We start from the raw sequence: 19400 nt of genomic DNA, 5'->3' as shown, positions 1-19400 counted from the left end.
GAAATATATAAGCAGCTTTTTTGGTCCCGCTTAAGAGATTAATTCTACACTAATTTCAATCCCTGAATTTATTTTATTTAAATTTGGGGCTCATTTTTTATTATGGCAAAAACGAAGAAGGAAACCCCGCTTATGACGCAGTACAATACCATCAAGGCAAAATACCCTGATGCGCTGCTGCTGTTCCGGGTTGGGGACTTTTACGAAACGTTCGGACAGGATGCTGTGAAGACATCCCAGATCTTAGGAATTGTTCTTACTAAAAGAGCCAATGGAGAAGGGCATATTGAGCTGGCAGGATTCCCGCACCACTCGGTGGATTCTTATCTTCCCAAACTGGTAAGGGCCGGGATGAGGGTGGCGATCTGCGATCAGCTTGAAGATCCGAAAATGGTCAAAGGAATTGTGAAAAGAGGCGTTACAGAGCTTGTGACACCGGGAGTAACATTTAATGATCAGGTTCTGAATTCAAAAAAGAACAATTTCCTCCTTTCCCTTCATAAAGAAAAAGAAAAGTATGGAATTGCCATGGTGGATGTTTCTACCGGAGAGTTTCTGGTGAGTGAGGGCAATCTGGAAAAACTTCTGCACATCATCAATACTTTTGATCCCAGTGAAATTGTTTTCCAGAGGAGCGTTCAGCTTCCGGAACAGTTAAAAAACAAAAGTGCCTTTAAACTTGAAGACTGGGCTTTTCAGTATAATTTTGCCTACGAAAAACTGACTTCCCATTTTAAAACAAATTCCTTAAAAGGTTTTGGGGTTGAAAATCTTCCTCTTGCCATTACAGCTGCAGGGGCCATTTTCGCTTATCTTGTGGAAGATACCCACCACAACCTGCTGGCCCATATCACAAAACTTCAGGTAATACCTCAGGAAGATTATCTGATGATGGATAATTTTACCTTAAGGAACCTTGAAATCGTTTATCCAAGCAATCCACAGGGAAAATCTCTGCTGGATATTATTGATAAAACATTGACCCCGATGGGTGGAAGATTATTGAGGAGAAGGATTATTCTACCTTTAAAATCTGTGGACGAGATCATGAGAAGGCTCTCCCTGATCGACTTTCTGAATGAAAACGACCAGCTGAAATATGAAATCTGCCAATTGCTGAAATCTATTTCAGATCTGGACAGATTAATGGGAAAACTGGCGGCAGAAAAAATTTCACCGAAGGAATTGGGCTATTTACGTCAGAGTTTGATGAATATTCATCAGATCAAAGCATTACTTCATCCGCATGCCGATGTACTTGCCTGGCTGGAACCGCTGTTTGATATGGAGGAGCTTATTAAGTTTTTGCAGAATCATCTTAATGAAGAACTTCCGGTGAACCTTTCCAAAGGAAATATCATTAAAGAAGGGATTTCAGAAGAACTTGACAGGCTAAGAAACCTTCAAAGCAAAGGACGTGGCTTCCTGGATGAAATGTGCCAGAGAGAAATAGAAAGAACAGGAATTTCAAGTCTTAAAATAGATTTCAATAATGTTTTCGGATACTATATAGAAGTAAGGAATGCTCATAAAGATAAAGTTCCTTCCGATTGGTTAAGAAAGCAGACCCTGGTAAATGCCGAACGTTACATTACCGAAGAGCTTAAAGAATATGAAAGCCAGATCCTGGGTGCTGAAGAAAAGATAAGTGTACTGGAAAACGAGCTGTACAGAAACGTATGCTCTGAAACAATGGTTTATATGGACCAGATTCAGGGAAATTCCAATATTATTGCACAGCTTGATGTGGCAACAGGTCTTTCTGAACTGGCCGTTTCCGAAAGCTATACAAAGCCTGTTCTCAATCAGGGCTATGCTATTGACCTTAAAGAAGCAAGACACCCGATCATAGAAAATGCACTTCCGCTTGGAGAAAAATACATCCCGAACGATATCTTTTTAGATAAAGATTCCCAGCAGATCATTATGGTGACAGGACCGAACATGGCCGGTAAATCCGCAATCCTGCGCCAGACGGCTATTGTATGTCTTTTGGCCCAGATAGGAAGTTTTGTTCCGGCAAAACATGCTGAAATAGGAATTTTAGATAAAATTTTCACAAGGGTAGGAGCTACCGACAATATTTCTGCCGGAGAATCTACTTTTATGGTGGAAATGAATGAAGCTGCCAATATTCTGAACAATATCTCCGAGCGCAGCCTTATTCTGCTGGACGAGATCGGCCGCGGAACTTCAACCTATGACGGGGTTTCTATTGCATGGGCTATTGCAGAATACCTCCACCAGCATCCTACACAGGCAAAAACCTTATTTGCCACCCATTACCATGAGCTGAACGAAATGACGGTGAATTTTGAAAGAGTGAAAAACTTCCATGTTTCCATCCAGGAAAATAAAGGAAATATCATTTTCTTAAGGAAGCTGATTCCGGGAGGAAGTGAACACAGTTTCGGGATTCATGTCGCCAAACTTGCGGGAATGCCTTCAAAAGTGGTCAACAGGGCCAATGAAATCCTGAAAACCCTCGAAGCAAGCCGTACCCAGACCACGAGCACCTCAGAGAGCATCAAAAGGGTAACCGAAGAAAATATGCAGCTTTCTTTTTTCCAGCTGGATGACCCTGTTCTGGAAAATATCCGCGAAGAACTTACGAAAATAGATATCAATACTTTAACGCCTATTGAAGCGTTGATGAAGCTGAATTCTATAAAAAAGATGATTGGAGGGTAGTCCAATCATCTTTTTGTCAATACGATTTTCCAAAAAAAGAGAGCCTTAAGCTCTCTTTTTTTATAAATGATTGTATTCGTAGGTATTGATTTCTGTGCTGGTAACAGTAGTTCCCGTTTTATCGTAGTATTTTCTGGTATCTTTTATAGGATAGTTACTTGCATTGTATTCATAAGTAGACTTAAATATACTCCATTCTCCTCCTGTAGTACCGGAATATTGAAGTACACTGTTGTAATCCAGGATATTGTGTGTTGATCCGTTCTCTTCTTCCTGATCTATTATTTTCAAGTACCCTGTAACATTTTTAAAGGGAGTATTTTTTGTATCATATACAATAGGCTTCAGGGTTCCGTTACCAGTGTATGTAGGGGCTGTAACTGTTTCCGTCCAGCTGCCAAGTGAGCCATCTGCATTTAGTGTGGCATTCCTTGTATAGGTGGTTACATTCGAAGACCCTGTTGAGGAAGAAGTAACTACCATTTTTACGTTATTACTTCCTGTATAGGTGTAATTGACTTCATAGGTTGCTGAAAGTCCGGGAGCAGTATGTACAGATTTTTTTTTGCTTAATCTGTTGCTTCCGTCATAAGTGTATGTCGTAGTAAATGTAGAGCCTGAGGAAGAGGTTACCGTTTGGGTGATCAAATCCCCTGTATATGTATAATTGGTAATACTTCCGTCAGTAAGGTTTTTGGACTGAGAAATTTTGGTTCCGCTATACGTAAAAGTTGAGATGTCTCCATCAGAAACCATTTTAGTTACCAGTACGGGGCTGCTGTCGTTACCATTTCCGTTGTTGTTTGGAGTGTCGGTCTCATTATCACTACTTGAGCATGATGCCAAAAAGAATATTGGCAAGAGTAAATAAATTTTTTTCATTATCAATTGAGTTTTTTAAACAATGCGTAAAAATAGAAAAAAAATGAATTGATAATGAAAAAAAATTAAAGGCCCAATTCTAGACCCATTTTTATAAAGATACGGACAGAATAATAGATCAACTTCATATAGTCTGAACATAAAATATATTATAAAAAATGACCGGAAACTATCCGGCCATTCCTTATTTGTACTGTACTGCAAAATTAGCAGCAGTATCCGTCATTACCTCTCGGTCCGATTATAATGAAATGACTTACGCCTCTAAGCTTACACTCGCCTACTGCGCACGAGCCGGCACCTCCGTTGATGGCCTTTAGCTCCGTTTTAGTCAACTTTCTTGTCTGAATTTTTGAAATTTTCATATTGTTCTGATTTGAGTATTAATTAAATTCTTAACAACAGTATCCGTCCTGAACACCAGTTACACCATACAATTCCACACCGGTATCCGGATCAATGCAGCTTATTACTCTTGGACAAACAGGCCTTGCCCCTTTGATCTCTTTCAACTCATTTTTTGAAAGTCTTTTTTTCTGGAAATTTGATTTTTTCATAATAGATTTTGATTTGATTGTAGGCTAATTTACATTTTTATTTCATTTAATTCAATGCAATGTGATAAAATATAAGAAGAATTTTAAAACACTTAACAAAGTTTAACAGATTGATATTTAAAGAAAAGGAATGCATTCACTAATTTTAAGCATGAAAAATTTACTAAGCCTGTTGATTCTTTGTTTTTGCTTTTCTGCTTTCCGGGCCCAGCAGACAGAAGTGCGTGCTGTGAAGTATGAAGAGCTTGAAAAAAAGATAAAGGAAGAAGGAGATAAGCTGCTGGTAGTCAATTTCTGGTCAACAACCTGCGCTCCCTGCGTAAAAGAGCTACCACATTTCATGGAGGTCAATAATAAGTTCAAGGATCATCCTCAATTCAAAATGATCCTGGTTTCCCTGGACAGGCTTGCGGATAAGGAAAGGGTTATCCGTTTTATCAAAAATAAAAACCTTACGGCTGAGGTTATACTTCTGGATGATATCAAGAGGATGAATACCTGGATTCCGAAATTTGAAAAAAACTGGGACGGAAATATTCCGGTAACCATTTTTTATAAGAACAGCAAAAAAATATATTTCAACGATGGTGAAATGAGCAAAGAAGACCTCGAAAAAACCATTAACGATCACTTAAAATAAAAAATAAGATATGAAAAACCTGAAAATTGTAATGGCAGCATTGATTGCCGGGCTTGGACTGCTAAGCTTTACCACGCCGGATCATGGGAAGAATAATTTTCCTCCGAAACATTCACAAATTCCTGTAAAAGGTTACGAAGTAGGTGATGAGGCGGCAGATTTCAAACTGAAGAATATTGACGGAAAAATGGTCTCTTTAAGTGATTTTAAAACCGCCAAAGGGTTTATCGTAGTTTTCACCTGCAACCATTGCCCTTATGCAAAGAAATATGAAGACAGGATTGTGGAGCTTGATAAGACTTTTAAAGATCAGGGGTATCCGGTGATTGCCATCAACCCCAATGACCCGGCTGTACAGCCGGAAGACGGTTATAGTCAAATGATAGAGAGAGCTAAGGAAAAAGGCTTTACCTTTCCTTATCTGGTAGATGAAGGACAAAAGGTTTATCCGCTTTACGGAGCCACTAAAACACCCCATGTTTTTGTATTGCAGAAAGAAAACGGGAAGAATATTGTAAAATATATCGGCGCTATTGACAATAACTACGAAAACCCCAAAGATGTCTCAGAATATTACGTTAAGGATGCGGTAAACGCTCTGATCAAAGGAGATGCGATAAGCATGACAAAAACAGTAGCAATAGGCTGTACAATAAAGACAAAGGCAAAAAAATAATATATTTGTCTGATAATTCAATAAGATCGGTGTTCTTTGGATACCGATTTTTTATGATCTTAATGCATTGTAGCCCTTAATTCAATAGAGGCGGGCTTTAGCCCGCTTAATTGATAACCAACCAAAGGCTTTAGCCAAAATCTGAAACACATGAAATTTAAATTCAGCCTTACCTATCTTCTCCTGTCCATCTTGATTTTTCTGACAGAAGTCCTGATTGCCACAAAACTGGCAGATATTTTCTTTGTAAGAGCCTATCTCGGTGATGTTATTGTGGTGATGCTTCTGTATACCCTGGTTAAAACCTTCGTGAAGATGAATAACGAACGGCTGATTCTTGGAATTCTGGTCTTTTCCTGCATTATAGAATTTGCACAATACTTCACCATTGCAGAAAAACTAGGCTTCCGTCCTGGAAGCCTGATGTATATTGTCATAGGAAATTCGTTTTCCTGGATCGACATTCTTTGTTATGCTGCAGGATGCTTATTGCTGTTCTTTTGGGTAAAACTGAATCCGGAAAAAGAGGTGCAGACTATTGCAGACTAAATACCAAAGGCTGTCTCATCAGGTTTCTGACCTTTTTACCATCCTGCTCGGCAGGGATCCATTTGGTTTTCACCATTTTCAGTGCTCTCAGAAATTCATCCCTCACTATTTTATATTCATAGGATTCTATTTTGATATCCACCATATTGCCTTCGGTATCAACAATAAAAGTAGCAACAGCTTTTGCGCTCATAATTTCAGCTTTAACCATTGGGGTGGTCCGGAAATATTGCAGGATCTCTGCAACAAAAGCCCGATGGCCGCCCGGGAATTCGGCAGCTTTTATTGATACAGCTTCTGCAGAAGCTGTTGGTTTAGAGTCCGGAACTACCGTTGAATCTTTCTGTGCAGCAACGGAAACAGCCCAGAATACCAGGATAAATAACAGATATTTTTTCATGATTTCCAATTATCTTCCGAAACTGTCATATTTATCCTCAGCGTACTTAATAAAACGGTTCAGTAAAGCAACATTCTCTTTTTCCATAGGCGAAAGTTCTTTGTCTACGTTATTGGAAACGGGAATATACCAGTCTGTCTGCTCAAAGAAGTATCTGTAGGTTTCCTTTTTGAAAGAGTAGCCGTGTCTTGCAAAAACAGAATTCTTAATAATTTCCAGGTCTATTTTCCTTAAATTTTTAAGTTCTTTTTCAGTCAGTTTCTGCTTGGAGGCATTCAGCTCAAAAATAGCTTCAGAAGCAACCCTGTTTTTGGAGGTGGTATAGCTTTCCGTTTTTCCGGTTTCTTCATCGGTATACTTTTCTACAAAATCCTTCGGATTAGACCAGTCTACCAGATCGGAATCCTTATCGAGCATAAAATTCGGATTGTAAACAAATTCTTTTTTAGAAAGTTTAATTGTTTTTAAAGGTGATTTTACAGCTGTTTTATTGAATGCATTCCATTTTCCTGTAATACTGTCGCCGTTTAGCTTTACTTCAAACCTGCCGTCGGTTTTATCATTTCCGGGCTCATCCAGGACAAAAGATTTTGTACTTTCATTAAAGATCCCTCTGAATGGTCGCTGGTTTCCATTCACAATACTTTGGCCGTAAACACTGTCCCTGGTAATTCTGTTGATCTTCAGAGAAAGTCTTTTGTTAACATAATCCTCATATTCTTCACCATCTTCGGCTTTAATCATTTCTTTTCCTGCAAAATTTCCTGTGTAAATGCCGTAATACTCTTTATAAATCTCAGGAACTACAGCAGAATCCTTTTTTGCGATCACAGAATCTTTTCCTGTTTCGTTTACTTTTCCATCTTTTTTACAGCTTATCAGAGAAATGGCAAGCAAAGAGGCTAATGTGTAATTTAGAATTTTCATATATGTTTTTTTGTGATTAAATATTCAATTAAAAGGATATTGGGTATCCAGCCCAGCCATGCAATAATCTGGTAAACATCCATAGGATTGGGATGGAATAAATATACAATAATTACTTTCCAGATGCGTAAGGTGAGCGCAGATAAAGTCAGGGCAAAGCTTCGCCACATCCACTGCTTATGTTCTTTAAACCTTTTCTGTTTTGCGGATTGATAGGCTTTATAGGTTGTTAGCCACCAGAAAGAACCTAAAATAACAAACGATATCTTTGAAAAGAATCCTCCGTTGGCAAAAAATCCCATGTAAACTCCTGATGGAGCAGCAAGAGCCAGAATCAAAAAAATATAGATCTTACCCATATTTTTATGAAAGTTTTTAAAGCCAAAATCCTTTCTGAGGATAGCCAGAAAACCTGAAAACAGTACAAAAATGCTGGTGTAAACGTGGGTATAGAAAAAATAAAGATATTCCGGCCTGTCCTGAACTTCCGTCTGCTTAATCATCAGAAAGCTCACATTTGGATTGAAAGGAATGTATTCCAGCGTAATTTTTAGCATGAGCCAAAAGAAATATCCAAATCCCGCTATTAGAAGAGATTTTAGGAAAAAAGAAATATGTTTTTTGGCTGTAAGCATTATTGGTTACTATAGATTATTTAAATGTTGTGAAATAAGCCACGCCTCACTCCAACATGCCTGGAAATTAAATCCTCCCGTCACCGCATCAATGTTCAAAACTTCTCCGGCGATGTAAAAATCCGGGAGCAGTTTGGAAGACATGTTTTTAAAGTTAATTTCCTTTAAATCAACACCTCCGGCGGTTACAAACTCATCTTTAAAAGTCGATTTTCCTGTCACTTTCAGCTTCTTTTGGCAAAGGTTTTCAAGGATTTTATGCATTTCTTTTGCAGAAATGTTGGAAACCTGTTTATTGAGATCAACCTGTGAAACCTCTACGATTTTCTGCCAGAAACGGTTCGTAATGTCAAAGATTTTTGCCTGTCCGATTGTTTTTTTAGGATTGGATTGCCTAAAGTTCTGAAAGTCCTCTTCAGCTTCGTTTATAGGTTTTGAAATAAAATTGACTTCAATTTCAAACTGATATTTTGATTTTGCCAGGCTTATCGCTTCCCAGGCGGAAATTTTCAGGACAGCCGGTCCCGAAAGGCCCCAGTGGGTGATCAGTAAAGGTCCGCTTTCTTGGGTTTTTAAAAAAGGAATTGAAATTTCGGCATTCTCAAAACTTGTTCCGGGAAGATCCTTAAGCAAGTCATCTTTTATATTGAATGTAAAAAGGGATGGAACAAGATCAATGATTTTATGCCCCAGATTTTCAACAATTTTCAACGATTTAGGAGAGCTTCCGGTTGCATAAACGATGTAATCTGCCGGAAAATCACCTAAGCTTGTTTTTACAAGGTATTTTTCATCCTGTTTTTCGATTTCCTTAACGGAACATTTTGTTTTAACCTCTACATTCTTTTTCCGGATTTCGTTCAGGAAAGTATTGATAATGGTCTGCGAAGAATTGCTTTCCGGAAAAACCCGGTTATCATTTTCAATTTTTAAAGATACACTGCGTTGGTCGAACCAATCCATTGTGTCTCCGGGCTGAAATTTGGTAAAAACACTGAGCAATTCTTTATTTCCTCTTGGGTAAAACTGAACCAGTTCTCTGGGGTCAAAACAGGCATGGGTCACATTGCAGCGCCCGCCTCCAGAAATTTTAACTTTCTGAAGAACATCGGAATTCTGTTCCAGGATGGTAATCTTATATTTTTTTTCGTCAAGATTTGATGCGCAGAAAAAGCCTGCCGCACCGCCTCCGATAATGATGATCTGTTTCATGTATTGGCAATCCTATGCTGAAGATTATTTTTTCAAAAGTACAATTTTTATAAACCATCTTATTTGAGTAATTTTGAAGAATATAATTTAATCATACTAAAAACGACTTTTACATGATTTTTTACCATAAATTCGAAGTACGCTGGAGTGATCTGGATGCCAATAAACACCTGGCCAATTCATCATACGTGCAGTATTGCGCCCAAGCCAGAATGGCTTTTATGACCAAAGAAAAAATGGGAGTTACCCAGCTGAGCAGATGGGGAATCGGTCCGGTGATCCTGCATGAAAGATATTCTTTCTTTAAAGAGATCTATGCAGATCAGACGGTTATCGTAAGCCTTGAGATCGACGGATGTTCAGAGGATTCTTCCATCTACCGCTTTGTTCATAAATTCTATACGCCGGACGGAGTACATTGTGCCACTGCAGAAGCTACGGGAGTATGGATCGATATGATGCTCAGAAAAATGACGACCCCGCCGGATGATGTGGTAGAAGCAATGAATAAATACAAAAGCCCGGAAACCGTTGTAATGAGCAGGGAAGATTTTAAAAAGCTTCCTTTTCATCCCACTAATGTGGACCCGGCAGAAATTAATATATAAATGATGAATGATGATAGATCAATGATGTCGATGAAATATTGTATTCTTGACACATCAATTATCATTGATCAATAATCACTTATAAACAAAAAATATGTTTGAAGATAAATCACAGGAGCTGACTCCAATTTCCAAATTAGGAGAGTTCGGCCTTATAAAGCATTTAACGGAATATTTTCCGCTATCCAACGAGTCCTCGGAACTTGGAGTGGGAGACGATGCAGCGGTTATTAACCCTGGAAATAAAAAAGTAGTTCTTACTACTGATGTTTTGGCAGAAGGAGTTCATTTCAATCTGGGGTATGTACCTTTAAAACATTTAGGGTACAAAGCTGTGGTAGTGAACCTGAGCGACATTGCCGCGATGAATGCTGTACCGACCCAAATTCTGGTCTCTCTGGCGGTTTCCAACCGTTTTCCGGTGGAAGCTTTGGAAGAGATCTATTCCGGAATTCAGGCAGCATGTGCAAGATATAAAGTAGATCTTATAGGGGGAGATACCACAAGCTCCAATTCAGGATTAGTAATGAGTATTACTGCTGTAGGGATTGAAAATGATGAGAATATTGTAAAAAGAAGCGGCGCCAAGCCGAATGACCTTCTGGTAGTCAGCGGAGATCTTGGCGGAGCGTACATGGGCTTGCAGATCCTTGAAAGAGAACATGCTGTGTTCCTTGCAGATCCTAATATGCAGCCGGAAATGGAAGGCTACGACTATATTCTGGAAAGACAGCTTAAACCGGAAGCAAGAACGGATGTTAAAGGTATTCTGAAAGAGCTTGACATCAAACCAACTTCAATGATTGATATTTCTGACGGATTGGCTTCAGAGATCCTTCATCTTTCCGATCAGTCTAAAACCGGTTTCAGATTGTATGAAGAAAAAATACCGATGGACAGCCTTACGATTTCCACAGCGGATGAAATGAACCTTAACCCGGTAATGACGGCATTGAGCGGCGGTGAGGATTATGAACTTCTGTTCACTATTTCACCTAATGACTTTGATAAAATTAAAAACCATCCTGATTTCACAATTATCGGCCATGCGGTAGATAAGGAAGACGGAAATTATATGGTAGCAAGAGGTTCCAATCAGTTAATCCCACTTACAGCACAAGGCTGGGATGCTTTTTTAGGGAATCAGCAGAACGGATAGAATTATATTTGATTTTAATAATGAAAACCACAGCATACCGCTGTGGTTTTTCTAGTTAGTAAATTTCTCTAATCTTATAGAATTTATTTTTTTTCCAGTAATTGAATATAATACGAAGGCGTCATTTTGGCTCTGTTTTTAAAGGCATTGATAAAAGTAGAGGAGCTTTTATAACCAATCTCTTCAGATATTGTTTTAATAGTATATTTCCTGAGCTTAGGATTTTCACTTAACTCTTTTAAAATATAACTGATTCTCAAATCATTCACATACTCTGAAAATGTCATTCCTTTATGCTGATTTATTATTTGAGACAAATAAGTAGTGTTCGTATTAACCTGCTTTGCAATATGAGAAAGCTTGAAATCATTAGACAGGAATTTTTTATCTAATTCCATTAAGGTAATTTTTTTAAGAATCCGTCTGACCAGCTCATCTTCTATGATCAAAGGACCTTCCTCTTTTTGAGCTATAACAGGATAAATACTGGAATTATTAATGGGATCAATCCTTTTGGGCATCTCTGAAAAGATGATCTTTTTTCTTTTATTATTTCTATAAGTGATATAAAATATAATGATGGAGAATATCAATATGATTAAAGCAATTGACAGAAAACTATACCTTCTATGTTTCTTTACCATTTCTTCGGATAAGGCCTTTATTTCCTCCTGTTCTTGCATTATCAGGAAGTTATGTCCTGAAGTATCCCAGCTTTTTTTCTTTTCCATTTCAGCCAGGCTTAGTTTTGCAAACTTATAGGCATTTTTATGATCTCCAGTGTTTTCATAGTTAATGCTCAATAAATGGTACATTTTTAATTTACTTTCATAGGTATCGTTTACTTTTTCTTTTTTACTGTTTAGCTTATTGATGTAATAAAATGCGGAGTCAGTTTTATTGAGAAGTGTATATATTTCTGCTTTTCCCAGCCAGATTGACTCGCTTGAAAAATTTTCTTTCATAAATACTGAATCCTTTTCACATGTATTGTAGAGTGACAATGAATAATGATATTGCCTTTTCAGCAGAGCAATATTGGCCAGATGGTCAATAAGCACATTTTGGGAGTATTGGGAGTAATCTGGTGAGCTTTTCAGCACTTTATAAGCCTTTTCATAATTAATTTTTGAAGAATCCAGATACGTTTTTTTGCCGGTATCTTTAAACCATTTAATAAATGCATCTCCCTTTGCATTATAAGTTACAGCAATCTCTTCCGGCTTAGAAAAATGACTATAAAGAATATTTTCTCTATCCAGCAGGATGTCATTCAACCGAAGATTGAGGGTCTGAATTCCCTTTTTGTAGTTTCCCAATTCTATATTCGCAATAGCAAAAAACAGTCTTTGTTTTTTCTTCTGCGCAGGGGCCATTCCTTTAGAATAGAATTGAAGATATTTTAATCCTTGTGAAACATTTCCCAATCTCTTTTCAATATGAAACAATCCTGATATATCAATATGCCTCAGATTTTCATAGTCTACAGATGTCAGTTTGTATTTATTATTTTCAATCTTATTTAATGTAGATAAGAAAGCCCTCTCTGCATCCAGATATTCCCCTTTCTTGTATAAAACGGAAGCAGAATCAAGTTTAATAAGTAAATCATAGCGCAATGGATATTCTGAAAGGCGTTTAAATTTTATATTTTCATTATTCAGTTTGAAATGTACCAAATCCATCTGATCTTTTTTTATTAAGCCATCTATTTCTGTTGAGAATTTTTGATCCGCCATACTTTGAGAAAGTATTTTTAGACTTATAAGAAAAATAGGTACAATTAGTACTTTTTTTATTAAAATCATTTGTGTGTGTTTGTATTTTCAAATTTATTCAAAAATCATATTCAAGAGACATAATTAGGACACTTTTTGGTGAAAAAAAATATGATGATTTTGTGTAATTATCTGTAATTCATAATTTTATTTATGATCAAATTTATAAATTCATTCAATGAATTTATAAATTCAATGTATATCCCGTTTTATAGAATTTAAAGTTTGAATAGTTTTACTCAGATATATTATTTAAAAATTCTAAACAAAGTGAAAAATTTAAATAAATAATAGTTTATAACCATCTATAACTTAAATAAAGCTTTATGAGAAAATCTTTATCAATTTTGGGCTTAGTCATCTTTGGCTCCCTTTTTTCCCAGAACATTGCTTTTGACAAACTGTATAGCAACTCAGATCCAGCGCATTATTATTTAGGACATTATCCTGTAACCAGCTCAGATGGATTAGATATTAACTGGTATGGAGGTATTAAGCTTCAAACATCTGCAGGGGTAGGGATTCAGCTTTTGAATAATGGTAATGTAGGTGTAGGGACAACTGATCCTTCATCAAAACTGACCGTGTATGAAAGCGGACCGGTAGGATCAAATAATTTTGAACTCAGAACAAACCATTTAAGAAATTCGGATAGGTATTTTATGAAAAATATTGTATTCGGAACAGGTACTGAAGATTTAACGTTCTCATTAAGGCATGACGGACAAATGTTTGTAGGAGGGAATGTGGGAATTAAAACAGACCCTCACCCTGATATAGCCTTTAAAGTAAATGGGAGAACCCAGGTTATTACCGATATAGACAGCGATACTTTTTATGTTGGGAACACGGGTTCGAATATTGGTAGCGGTTCATCCCTTGTTTTTTTAAGATATGGTCAGTATCAGCCTAATAATCCCGGAGTTTTGGATGTTGCAGGCTGGCCAACTTCCAGTGCTTATGAACTGATGTTTTCACTTAAAGCAAATGGCAAACTTTTTTTAGGGACTTCCAGTAATATTTCTTGTTCAGATTGTAATGACTACAGGCTATTTGTAAAGAACGGGATAAGAACTGAAAAAATAAAGGTAGATATAGCCTCTGCAAACGGCTGGGCAGATTATGTCTTCAAAAAGGATTATAAACTCAACAGTCTGGAATATGTTGAAAAGCATATTGAAGAAAAAGGGCATTTACCGAACATTCCTTCTGCTAAAGACGTCGTGGAAAACGGAATTAATCTGGGTGAAATGAATGCCAAGCTTCTTGAAAAAATAGAAGAGCTCACATTATATGTTATTAAGCTTAACAAGGATTTTAAAAAGCTGGAGGAAGAGAATAAAAAACTCAGAAATAATGGTGCTCTTAATCAATAAGTTATCATAAAAAATTAATAATCATATGTGGCTCTAAGAGCTAACATAATAAAAACAGAAAATATCTTATGAAAAAAATTCTATTATTTGCTTTAGTTTCCTTCTCGAATTTTTACTTTTCTCAATCTTGGAATTTAACCGGAAATTCAGGAACAAACGGTGCTGCTGATTTTATAGGAACAACAGATCCAAATGATTTTGTAATTAAAACTAATAATCTCGAAAGAATACGAATAAACTCATCCGGTAATATTGGAATAGGAATTGCCCCTAACGTAAATCGAGCACTCAACTTTTTCGGTAATACGGAGTTCACAACAGATACAACAACTAGAGATAGTTATCATTTTTTTAATAGTGCGCAAAACATCAACGGAGGTTTGGATTTAATGTGGCTTAGGTATAACAATTACCAACCTAATGATGTAGGATTGCTTACTCTTTCCGCCCCCCTTTTTCAAGGAGATTGGGCAAAACCAGTATTTACGGTTAGAGCAAGTGGAAAAATCTTTATGGGTTATGTTACGTCAATTTCAGCATGTAGTGATTGTAATGACTATAGATTAATAGTAAAGGATGGAATAAGAACTGAAAAAGTAAAAGTAGATGTTGCCTCTGCAAATGGCTGGGCAGATTATGTATTCAAAAAAGATTATAAACTTAACAGTTTAGAATCGGTTGAAAAGCATATTGATGAAAAAGGACATTTACCGAATATCCCTTCTGCTAAAGAAGTAAAAGAAAACGGAATCAATTTAGGGGAAATGGATGCTAAACTTCTTGAAAAAATAGAAGAATTAACTTTATATGTTATCCAGCTTAATAAAGACGTAAAACAATTAAGGGACGAAAACAAGGAGCTTAAAAAAACAGTAGAATCACTGAGCAAGTAGAATTGGAAAAAGGATCATCCTTTCTTACCTCTTACTGTAACAACCTTTAATTGAATAATAAAGGTTAAGGCCGTATCCTATCTTTTATAAAATACACAACATTAAACTTTTTCACATGCAGAAAATCTACCATAAATCTATATTAGGGATTGCTGTGATGTTCTTTTTTTCATCCTACGGACAAACCAAAGATGGATTAAAAACAGATCCGCAGGAACGTGAAGTCCAGACTTTTCAGAAAAAAATACAGGATTACACGCAAAAGCAAAAAAGTGAAATTCAAAGGCTTAAAGGCTTGGGTCATAAAGAATTCATTTCTGAAAAAGGGAATGAAAAACAGCTTATAGGAGCTGACGAAAACGGAAGACCAATGTATTATACCACTCTTAATGCCGGAGCAGCAAAAATGACAAAAGCTGACAATCTATATCCGGGTGGTGGAATCGGACTTAATATAACTGGGAACAATATGGTTATTGGGCAGTGGGATTATTCCAAGCCAAGAATAACCCATCAGTTATTAACCGGAAAAATCAATACTTATGATAGCTCACAAAATCAAACGATTTCCAGGCATAGTACGAATATAGCAGGGACATTAGCAGGAAATAACGGGGAGGCCGAAGCCAGGGGAATTGCTTACGAGGCAAAAATCAATGCCTATGACTGGGTAAATGACGTTCAGGAAATGCTCTCTGAAGCTTATAACGGAACAACAGGAATATTGGTTGCCAATAACAGCTATGGTTTTGATCCTATGTACCTTCAGACCTATCAGTTCGGAAAATATAATCTTACAGCCCAGTCCTGGGATAATCTGATGTATTTGAAGCCTTATCTGCAAATTGTAAAAGCTGCGGGAAATGCAAGGGAAATAGATCCCGGTATTGTCCCTCAGGTTTCCGCTAAAAATGGATACGATTTACTCGAAGGAGCAGGAGTTGCCAAAAACGTTCTGGTTGTAGCTTCAGCAAAGAAGAATATTAATATGAGTTCTGATGAAGCGTTTGACATTTCAGCATTCAGCAGTTACGGACCGACGGATGACGGAAGGATAAAGCCTGATATCTGTGCTCCCGGAGAAAATATCTATTCATCCATTGAAACATATGACGCAGCATACGGTACCTACAGGGGAACCTCTTCGGCGGCGGCTGTTGTTTCCGGCATCATTACACTGCTTCAGCAATACTATAAATCCGTGAACCCGTCACAAAAGTATATGCTTTCCTCTACAGTAAGAGCATTGCTGGCCCATACTGCAAACGATAAAGGAACAGAAGGTCCGGATTATATATACGGCTGGGGGCTGGCAGATGCAAAAAGAGCATCAGAAGCCATTTATAATAACATTGAGGGAATTATTAATAATGAGAAAAAGTCAACATTAATAAAAGAAGTTACTTTAAACCAGGGAAACAAGTATACTCTGTATGTAGTTCCTTACGAAACTACCCAGCCATTATCCGCAACAATTTCATGGACAGATCCTCAGGGTAATACAGTGAGTAATGTAGTAGATCTCAGCAGTCCGAATGTAATCAATGATTTGGATTTAAAAATTGTAAAAATAAACCCTGACGGAACGGAAAGCACCTACTATCCGTGGAAATTAGGTGGAATGAGTAACCTTACAGGCGCTGCAACGAATACATCGACAAACGATGTAGACACCATAGAAAGGGTTGATATTAAAAACCCTCAGAAAGTAACCTACAAAATCATTGTTTCTCCAAAAACAAATACAACTCCTTTATTACCAAGCGGAAACCAGACATTTTCAATCGTCGTTTCGAACGTGGATTTCTGTTATAAAGAAGATCTGAAAACCCTGGTAAGCCCTACAGATGACATTACAACAACCCAAACAATATTGGCTAAACAGATTGTTGCAAGCAATAAAATCATTGCTCCGGTTCAGGGTGTTGAATATATCGCATCCAGGGATATCCTTTTGCTGCCAGGATTCCAGGTTGAGCAGGGATCCGGGTTTACTGCTTTTATAACACCATGTTTTGATATTATTTCTGCTTTAAGATATGTGGCGCAGCAAAGAGTTGATGCAGGAACTCTTTCCACAACCACCAGTGGTGTGGCGCCTGAGCATTTTACCCTGTTCCCAAATCCGGCAAAAGAAGAAGTAAATATCAGATTTTTCTTACAAAGTGAATCTGCAATCAAAATTTCAGTATATGATGCTTCAGGTAAGCTGGTATCAACGGATCAGAGTTCAACGAAATTTCCAAAAGGAGAATTCATAAAGACAATAGATACAAGATCTTTTTCTCAGGGGATCTATATGGTTTCTATAGAAACTGCCGAATATAAGGAAACAAAAAAACTGATAATAAAATAAAAACGCTTTACATGAAAAAAATACTTACGGTTCTCAGCGTTTTACTTGTCTGTATTTCGAATGCCCAGTCTCCCGGAGGAGTAAGGGGTACAAGTGTCTGGTATAAAACCAACTCACTTCAGACTCCCTCTCTGATGTATCAGGATTACAGCGGCAATCAGCATCAAATACAGGCTTTAACAGGAGCCAATAAACCGGCCTATTCATTACTTAATTATAATGAATGTTTAAATTTTGATGGAACAGATGATTTTTTGAAGTTTCCTTTTGTGATAGAAACAATGGATAAACTGACTTTCTTCACGGCTTATCAGAACAATAATCCAACACAGGAATCTGCTTTGTTTACAACGGATAATACAGATGAGAAAGAGCTGTTTTACAGTACCAAGAATATTTTCAGGTATAATAATGATCAGGTTAATTTCATTAATACCAGTACAATAGATACGCTGGCTTCTTTCAGTCTGTACTCAAAGTTTGGAAATCCTTCGGCTAAAATCACTAAAGTTATAGGCAAAACCGGGCTTTCATCAATGTATATCGGGAAAGATGAAGGAAGTCATCAGTGGAAGAACTTTAAGGGAAAGCTTCCTGAGTTTTTTGCCTACGGAAAGATTCTTACCCTTAATGAAAGGAACAGGGTGAATTCCTATCTGGCTGTAAAATATGCTATTACCATGCCTTATACGGAATACCTGAGTTCTAAAAATAAAAAAATCTGGCGTCAGAGCGATTTTAATGATTACCCTGCCCGTATCACGGGTATTGCAAGAGACGGATATTCAGATCTTTATCAAAAACAGGCAACCAGCTCATCGGAACCCAAAAGACTGATTATTGCAGCAAAGAAATTAGCGGCAGATAACAGATCAAATGATGCCCAATTTGCAGATCAGAGTTTTTTGATCTGGGGTGATAATAAAAAGCCACTCGAGCTGGATAATGATACTTTCGGGTATCAATTGTTAAAAAGAAAATGGAAAGCAAGATTCACTACTGAAAACTCGCAGACAATTCCAACGGAAGTGGTTTTCTCCATTAAAGATATTATTCAGCAAATTCCGGCGGATAAAAAACTTTGGCTCCTGGTGGATAGAACAGGGCAGGGAAACTTTAATTCTTCCAATATTGAAGCTTACCCGATGGACCATATGGATAATGATCAGGGCGTGCATTTTAAAAATGTTGTTTTTGATCAGGACTTATCAGGAACAGATGTTTTCTCCTTTGCTTTGGGAAATAAGATTTTATCTATCTACGAGATTACCCAACCTACATGTACTGTTACAAACGGAACGCTTAATTTGAATATTAAAGGAGGGAAAGCTCCGTTTAATGTGGCTCTTACCGGTAACGGAACTTCGCAGAATATCACCGTTCAGACTGCACAGGTATCATTTCCGAACTTAGTAGTAGGCAATTATCACCTGGTCATTAAGGATGCTGATAATAACGTGACTGCCTATGACTTTTCAGTCAGCGATTTCAGTACTATTAATTTAGACCTTGGTCCGGACGTGGCAATTTCTTCAGGAAATGCAGCTCAGTTTAATGCATCCACACAGATTACAGATCCACATGCTGTATACTCATGGACTTCTGATAACGGATTTACAAGCAACTCTCCGGAAATTAATGTTTATGAACCGGGCGAATACACGGTAACGGTAACAACATCAGATGGCTGTATTAAAAAAGATACGGTAAAAGTGACAAGAAAACGTGAAAACGGAATTGTAATTTACCCTAATCCAGTACCTAAAGGACAGCAGTTTACCATCAGAATTATTTCAGATAAAATAGAAACGGTAGATATAAAAATACATGACGGATCCGGCAGGTTGGTAAAAACCATGCAAGACAAAGGCAAGGATTATTATGAAATAAAAGATACTCTTCCAACAGAAGGGGTTTATTTAATTATCGTTAAGACTTCATCTGAAATCAAAGTATTCAAGCTAATTGTACAAAACTAATACCCATGTCCGGGCACTTCTATAAAAACAGAAGTGCCCCGGATGAAATAATACACATAAAAGAATGAAAAGGTCTTTATTA

18 protein-coding genes are annotated in these 19400 nt (G+C 37.2%); 10 read left to right on the top strand and 8 right to left on the bottom strand.

The features are described 5' to 3' along the window. Positions 1–102: 102 nt before the first annotated feature. Positions 103–2691, top strand: coding sequence for a DNA mismatch repair protein MutS (gene mutS, locus BUB03_RS09440; RefSeq protein ID WP_073062313.1), 2589 nt, complete (start codon positions 103–105; stop codon positions 2689–2691). Positions 2692–2751: 60 nt separating this feature from the next. Here the strand turns inward: mutS and BUB03_RS09435 are convergent, their stop codons facing one another. The 3 genes from BUB03_RS09435 to BUB03_RS21860 all read right to left on the bottom strand — a co-directional run bounded on the left by BUB03_RS09435 (position 2752) and on the right by BUB03_RS21860 (position 4130). Then, positions 2752–3573, bottom strand: a complete 822-nt coding sequence (locus tag BUB03_RS09435) for a hypothetical protein (RefSeq protein WP_073062311.1) — start codon at positions 3571–3573, stop codon at positions 2752–2754. 206 nt (positions 3574–3779) lie between these two features. Further along, positions 3780–3938 (bottom strand): hypothetical protein, encoded by a 159-nt coding sequence (locus BUB03_RS21865; RefSeq protein WP_155859054.1) that lies wholly within the window; start codon positions 3936–3938, stop codon positions 3780–3782. A gap of 30 nt (positions 3939–3968) precedes the next feature. After that, positions 3969–4130, bottom strand: coding sequence for a hypothetical protein (locus BUB03_RS21860; RefSeq protein ID WP_155859055.1), 162 nt, complete (start codon positions 4128–4130; stop codon positions 3969–3971). A 151-nt stretch (positions 4131–4281) separates the two neighbouring features. On the opposite strand from BUB03_RS21860, the gene BUB03_RS09430 reads away from it, so the two are divergent. The 3 genes from BUB03_RS09430 to BUB03_RS09420 all read left to right on the top strand — a co-directional run bounded on the left by BUB03_RS09430 (position 4282) and on the right by BUB03_RS09420 (position 5995). Then, the gene (locus BUB03_RS09430; protein ID WP_073062308.1) at positions 4282–4770 is read left to right on the top strand and encodes a TlpA family protein disulfide reductase; all 489 of its coding nucleotides are present in this window, start codon (positions 4282–4284) and stop codon (positions 4768–4770) included. A 10-nt stretch (positions 4771–4780) separates the two neighbouring features. Beyond that, positions 4781–5446: a thioredoxin family protein gene (locus tag BUB03_RS09425; RefSeq protein ID WP_073062306.1), complete on the top strand. Its 666-nt coding sequence runs from the start codon at positions 4781–4783 to the stop codon at positions 5444–5446. Between the two features lie 150 nt (positions 5447–5596). Beyond that, a complete protein-coding gene (locus tag BUB03_RS09420) occupies positions 5597–5995 on the top strand; it encodes a ribosomal maturation YjgA family protein (protein WP_073062303.1) in 399 nt (132 codons plus the stop codon). On the opposite strand, the gene BUB03_RS09415 is transcribed toward BUB03_RS09420, so the two are convergent. From BUB03_RS09415 to BUB03_RS09400, 4 genes are read right to left on the bottom strand one after another with little or no spacing between them, the layout of a single operon-like run. Continuing rightward, complete coding sequence (locus tag BUB03_RS09415) at positions 5982–6395, bottom strand: energy transducer TonB (protein ID WP_073062301.1); 414 nt, start codon at positions 6393–6395, stop codon at positions 5982–5984. The genes BUB03_RS09420 and BUB03_RS09415 overlap by 14 nt on opposite strands. 9 nt (positions 6396–6404) lie before the next feature. Continuing rightward, a complete protein-coding gene (locus BUB03_RS09410; protein WP_073062298.1) occupies positions 6405–7322 on the bottom strand; it encodes a YARHG domain-containing protein in 918 nt (305 codons plus the stop codon). Then, positions 7319–7957 carry a DUF2306 domain-containing protein gene (locus BUB03_RS09405; protein ID WP_073062295.1) on the bottom strand — a complete coding sequence of 213 codons (639 nt, stop codon included), beginning with the start codon at positions 7955–7957 and terminating at the stop codon, positions 7319–7321. Before BUB03_RS09405 ends, BUB03_RS09410 begins: the two co-directional genes overlap by 4 nt. A gap of 9 nt (positions 7958–7966) precedes the next feature. Then, positions 7967–9169: a BaiN/RdsA family NAD(P)/FAD-dependent oxidoreductase gene (locus BUB03_RS09400; RefSeq protein WP_073062292.1), complete on the bottom strand. Its 1203-nt coding sequence runs from the start codon at positions 9167–9169 to the stop codon at positions 7967–7969. A 113-nt stretch (positions 9170–9282) separates the two neighbouring features. On the opposite strand from BUB03_RS09400, the gene BUB03_RS09395 reads away from it, so the two are divergent. Together BUB03_RS09395 and thiL are read left to right on the top strand one after the other, a co-directional pair. Next, positions 9283–9777, top strand: a complete 495-nt coding sequence (locus BUB03_RS09395) for an acyl-CoA thioesterase (protein WP_040993118.1) — start codon at positions 9283–9285, stop codon at positions 9775–9777. 94 nt (positions 9778–9871) lie between these two features. Next, a complete protein-coding gene (gene thiL, locus BUB03_RS09390) occupies positions 9872–10936 on the top strand; it encodes a thiamine-phosphate kinase (RefSeq protein WP_073062290.1) in 1065 nt (354 codons plus the stop codon). A gap of 83 nt (positions 10937–11019) precedes the next feature. Here the strand turns inward: thiL and BUB03_RS09385 are convergent, their stop codons facing one another. Then, positions 11020–12675, bottom strand: a complete 1656-nt coding sequence (locus tag BUB03_RS09385; protein WP_073062285.1) for a helix-turn-helix domain-containing protein — start codon at positions 12673–12675, stop codon at positions 11020–11022. 365 nt (positions 12676–13040) lie between these two features. On the opposite strand from BUB03_RS09385, the gene BUB03_RS22080 reads away from it, so the two are divergent. The 4 genes from BUB03_RS22080 (at position 13041) to BUB03_RS09365 (ending at position 19318) form a co-directional block, all read left to right on the top strand. Next, positions 13041–14090, top strand: coding sequence for a hypothetical protein (locus tag BUB03_RS22080; RefSeq protein WP_073062282.1), 1050 nt, complete (start codon positions 13041–13043; stop codon positions 14088–14090). A gap of 68 nt (positions 14091–14158) precedes the next feature. Next, positions 14159–14983, top strand: coding sequence for a TMF family protein (locus tag BUB03_RS21855; RefSeq protein ID WP_073062279.1), 825 nt, complete (start codon positions 14159–14161; stop codon positions 14981–14983). A 115-nt stretch (positions 14984–15098) separates the two neighbouring features. Beyond that, the gene (locus BUB03_RS09370) at positions 15099–17339 is read left to right on the top strand and encodes a S8 family serine peptidase (RefSeq protein ID WP_073062277.1); all 2241 of its coding nucleotides are present in this window, start codon (positions 15099–15101) and stop codon (positions 17337–17339) included. 11 nt (positions 17340–17350) lie between these two features. Continuing rightward, the gene (locus tag BUB03_RS09365) at positions 17351–19318 is read left to right on the top strand and encodes a DUF8202 domain-containing protein (RefSeq protein WP_073062274.1); all 1968 of its coding nucleotides are present in this window, start codon (positions 17351–17353) and stop codon (positions 19316–19318) included. The last annotated feature ends 82 nt before the right edge of the window (positions 19319–19400 follow it).

It is taken from the genome of Chryseobacterium oranimense (assembly GCF_900129755.1).
GTDB lineage: Bacteria > Bacteroidota > Bacteroidia > Flavobacteriales > Weeksellaceae > Chryseobacterium > Chryseobacterium oranimense.
This window is presented reverse-complemented; position numbering and strand designations above follow the sequence as displayed.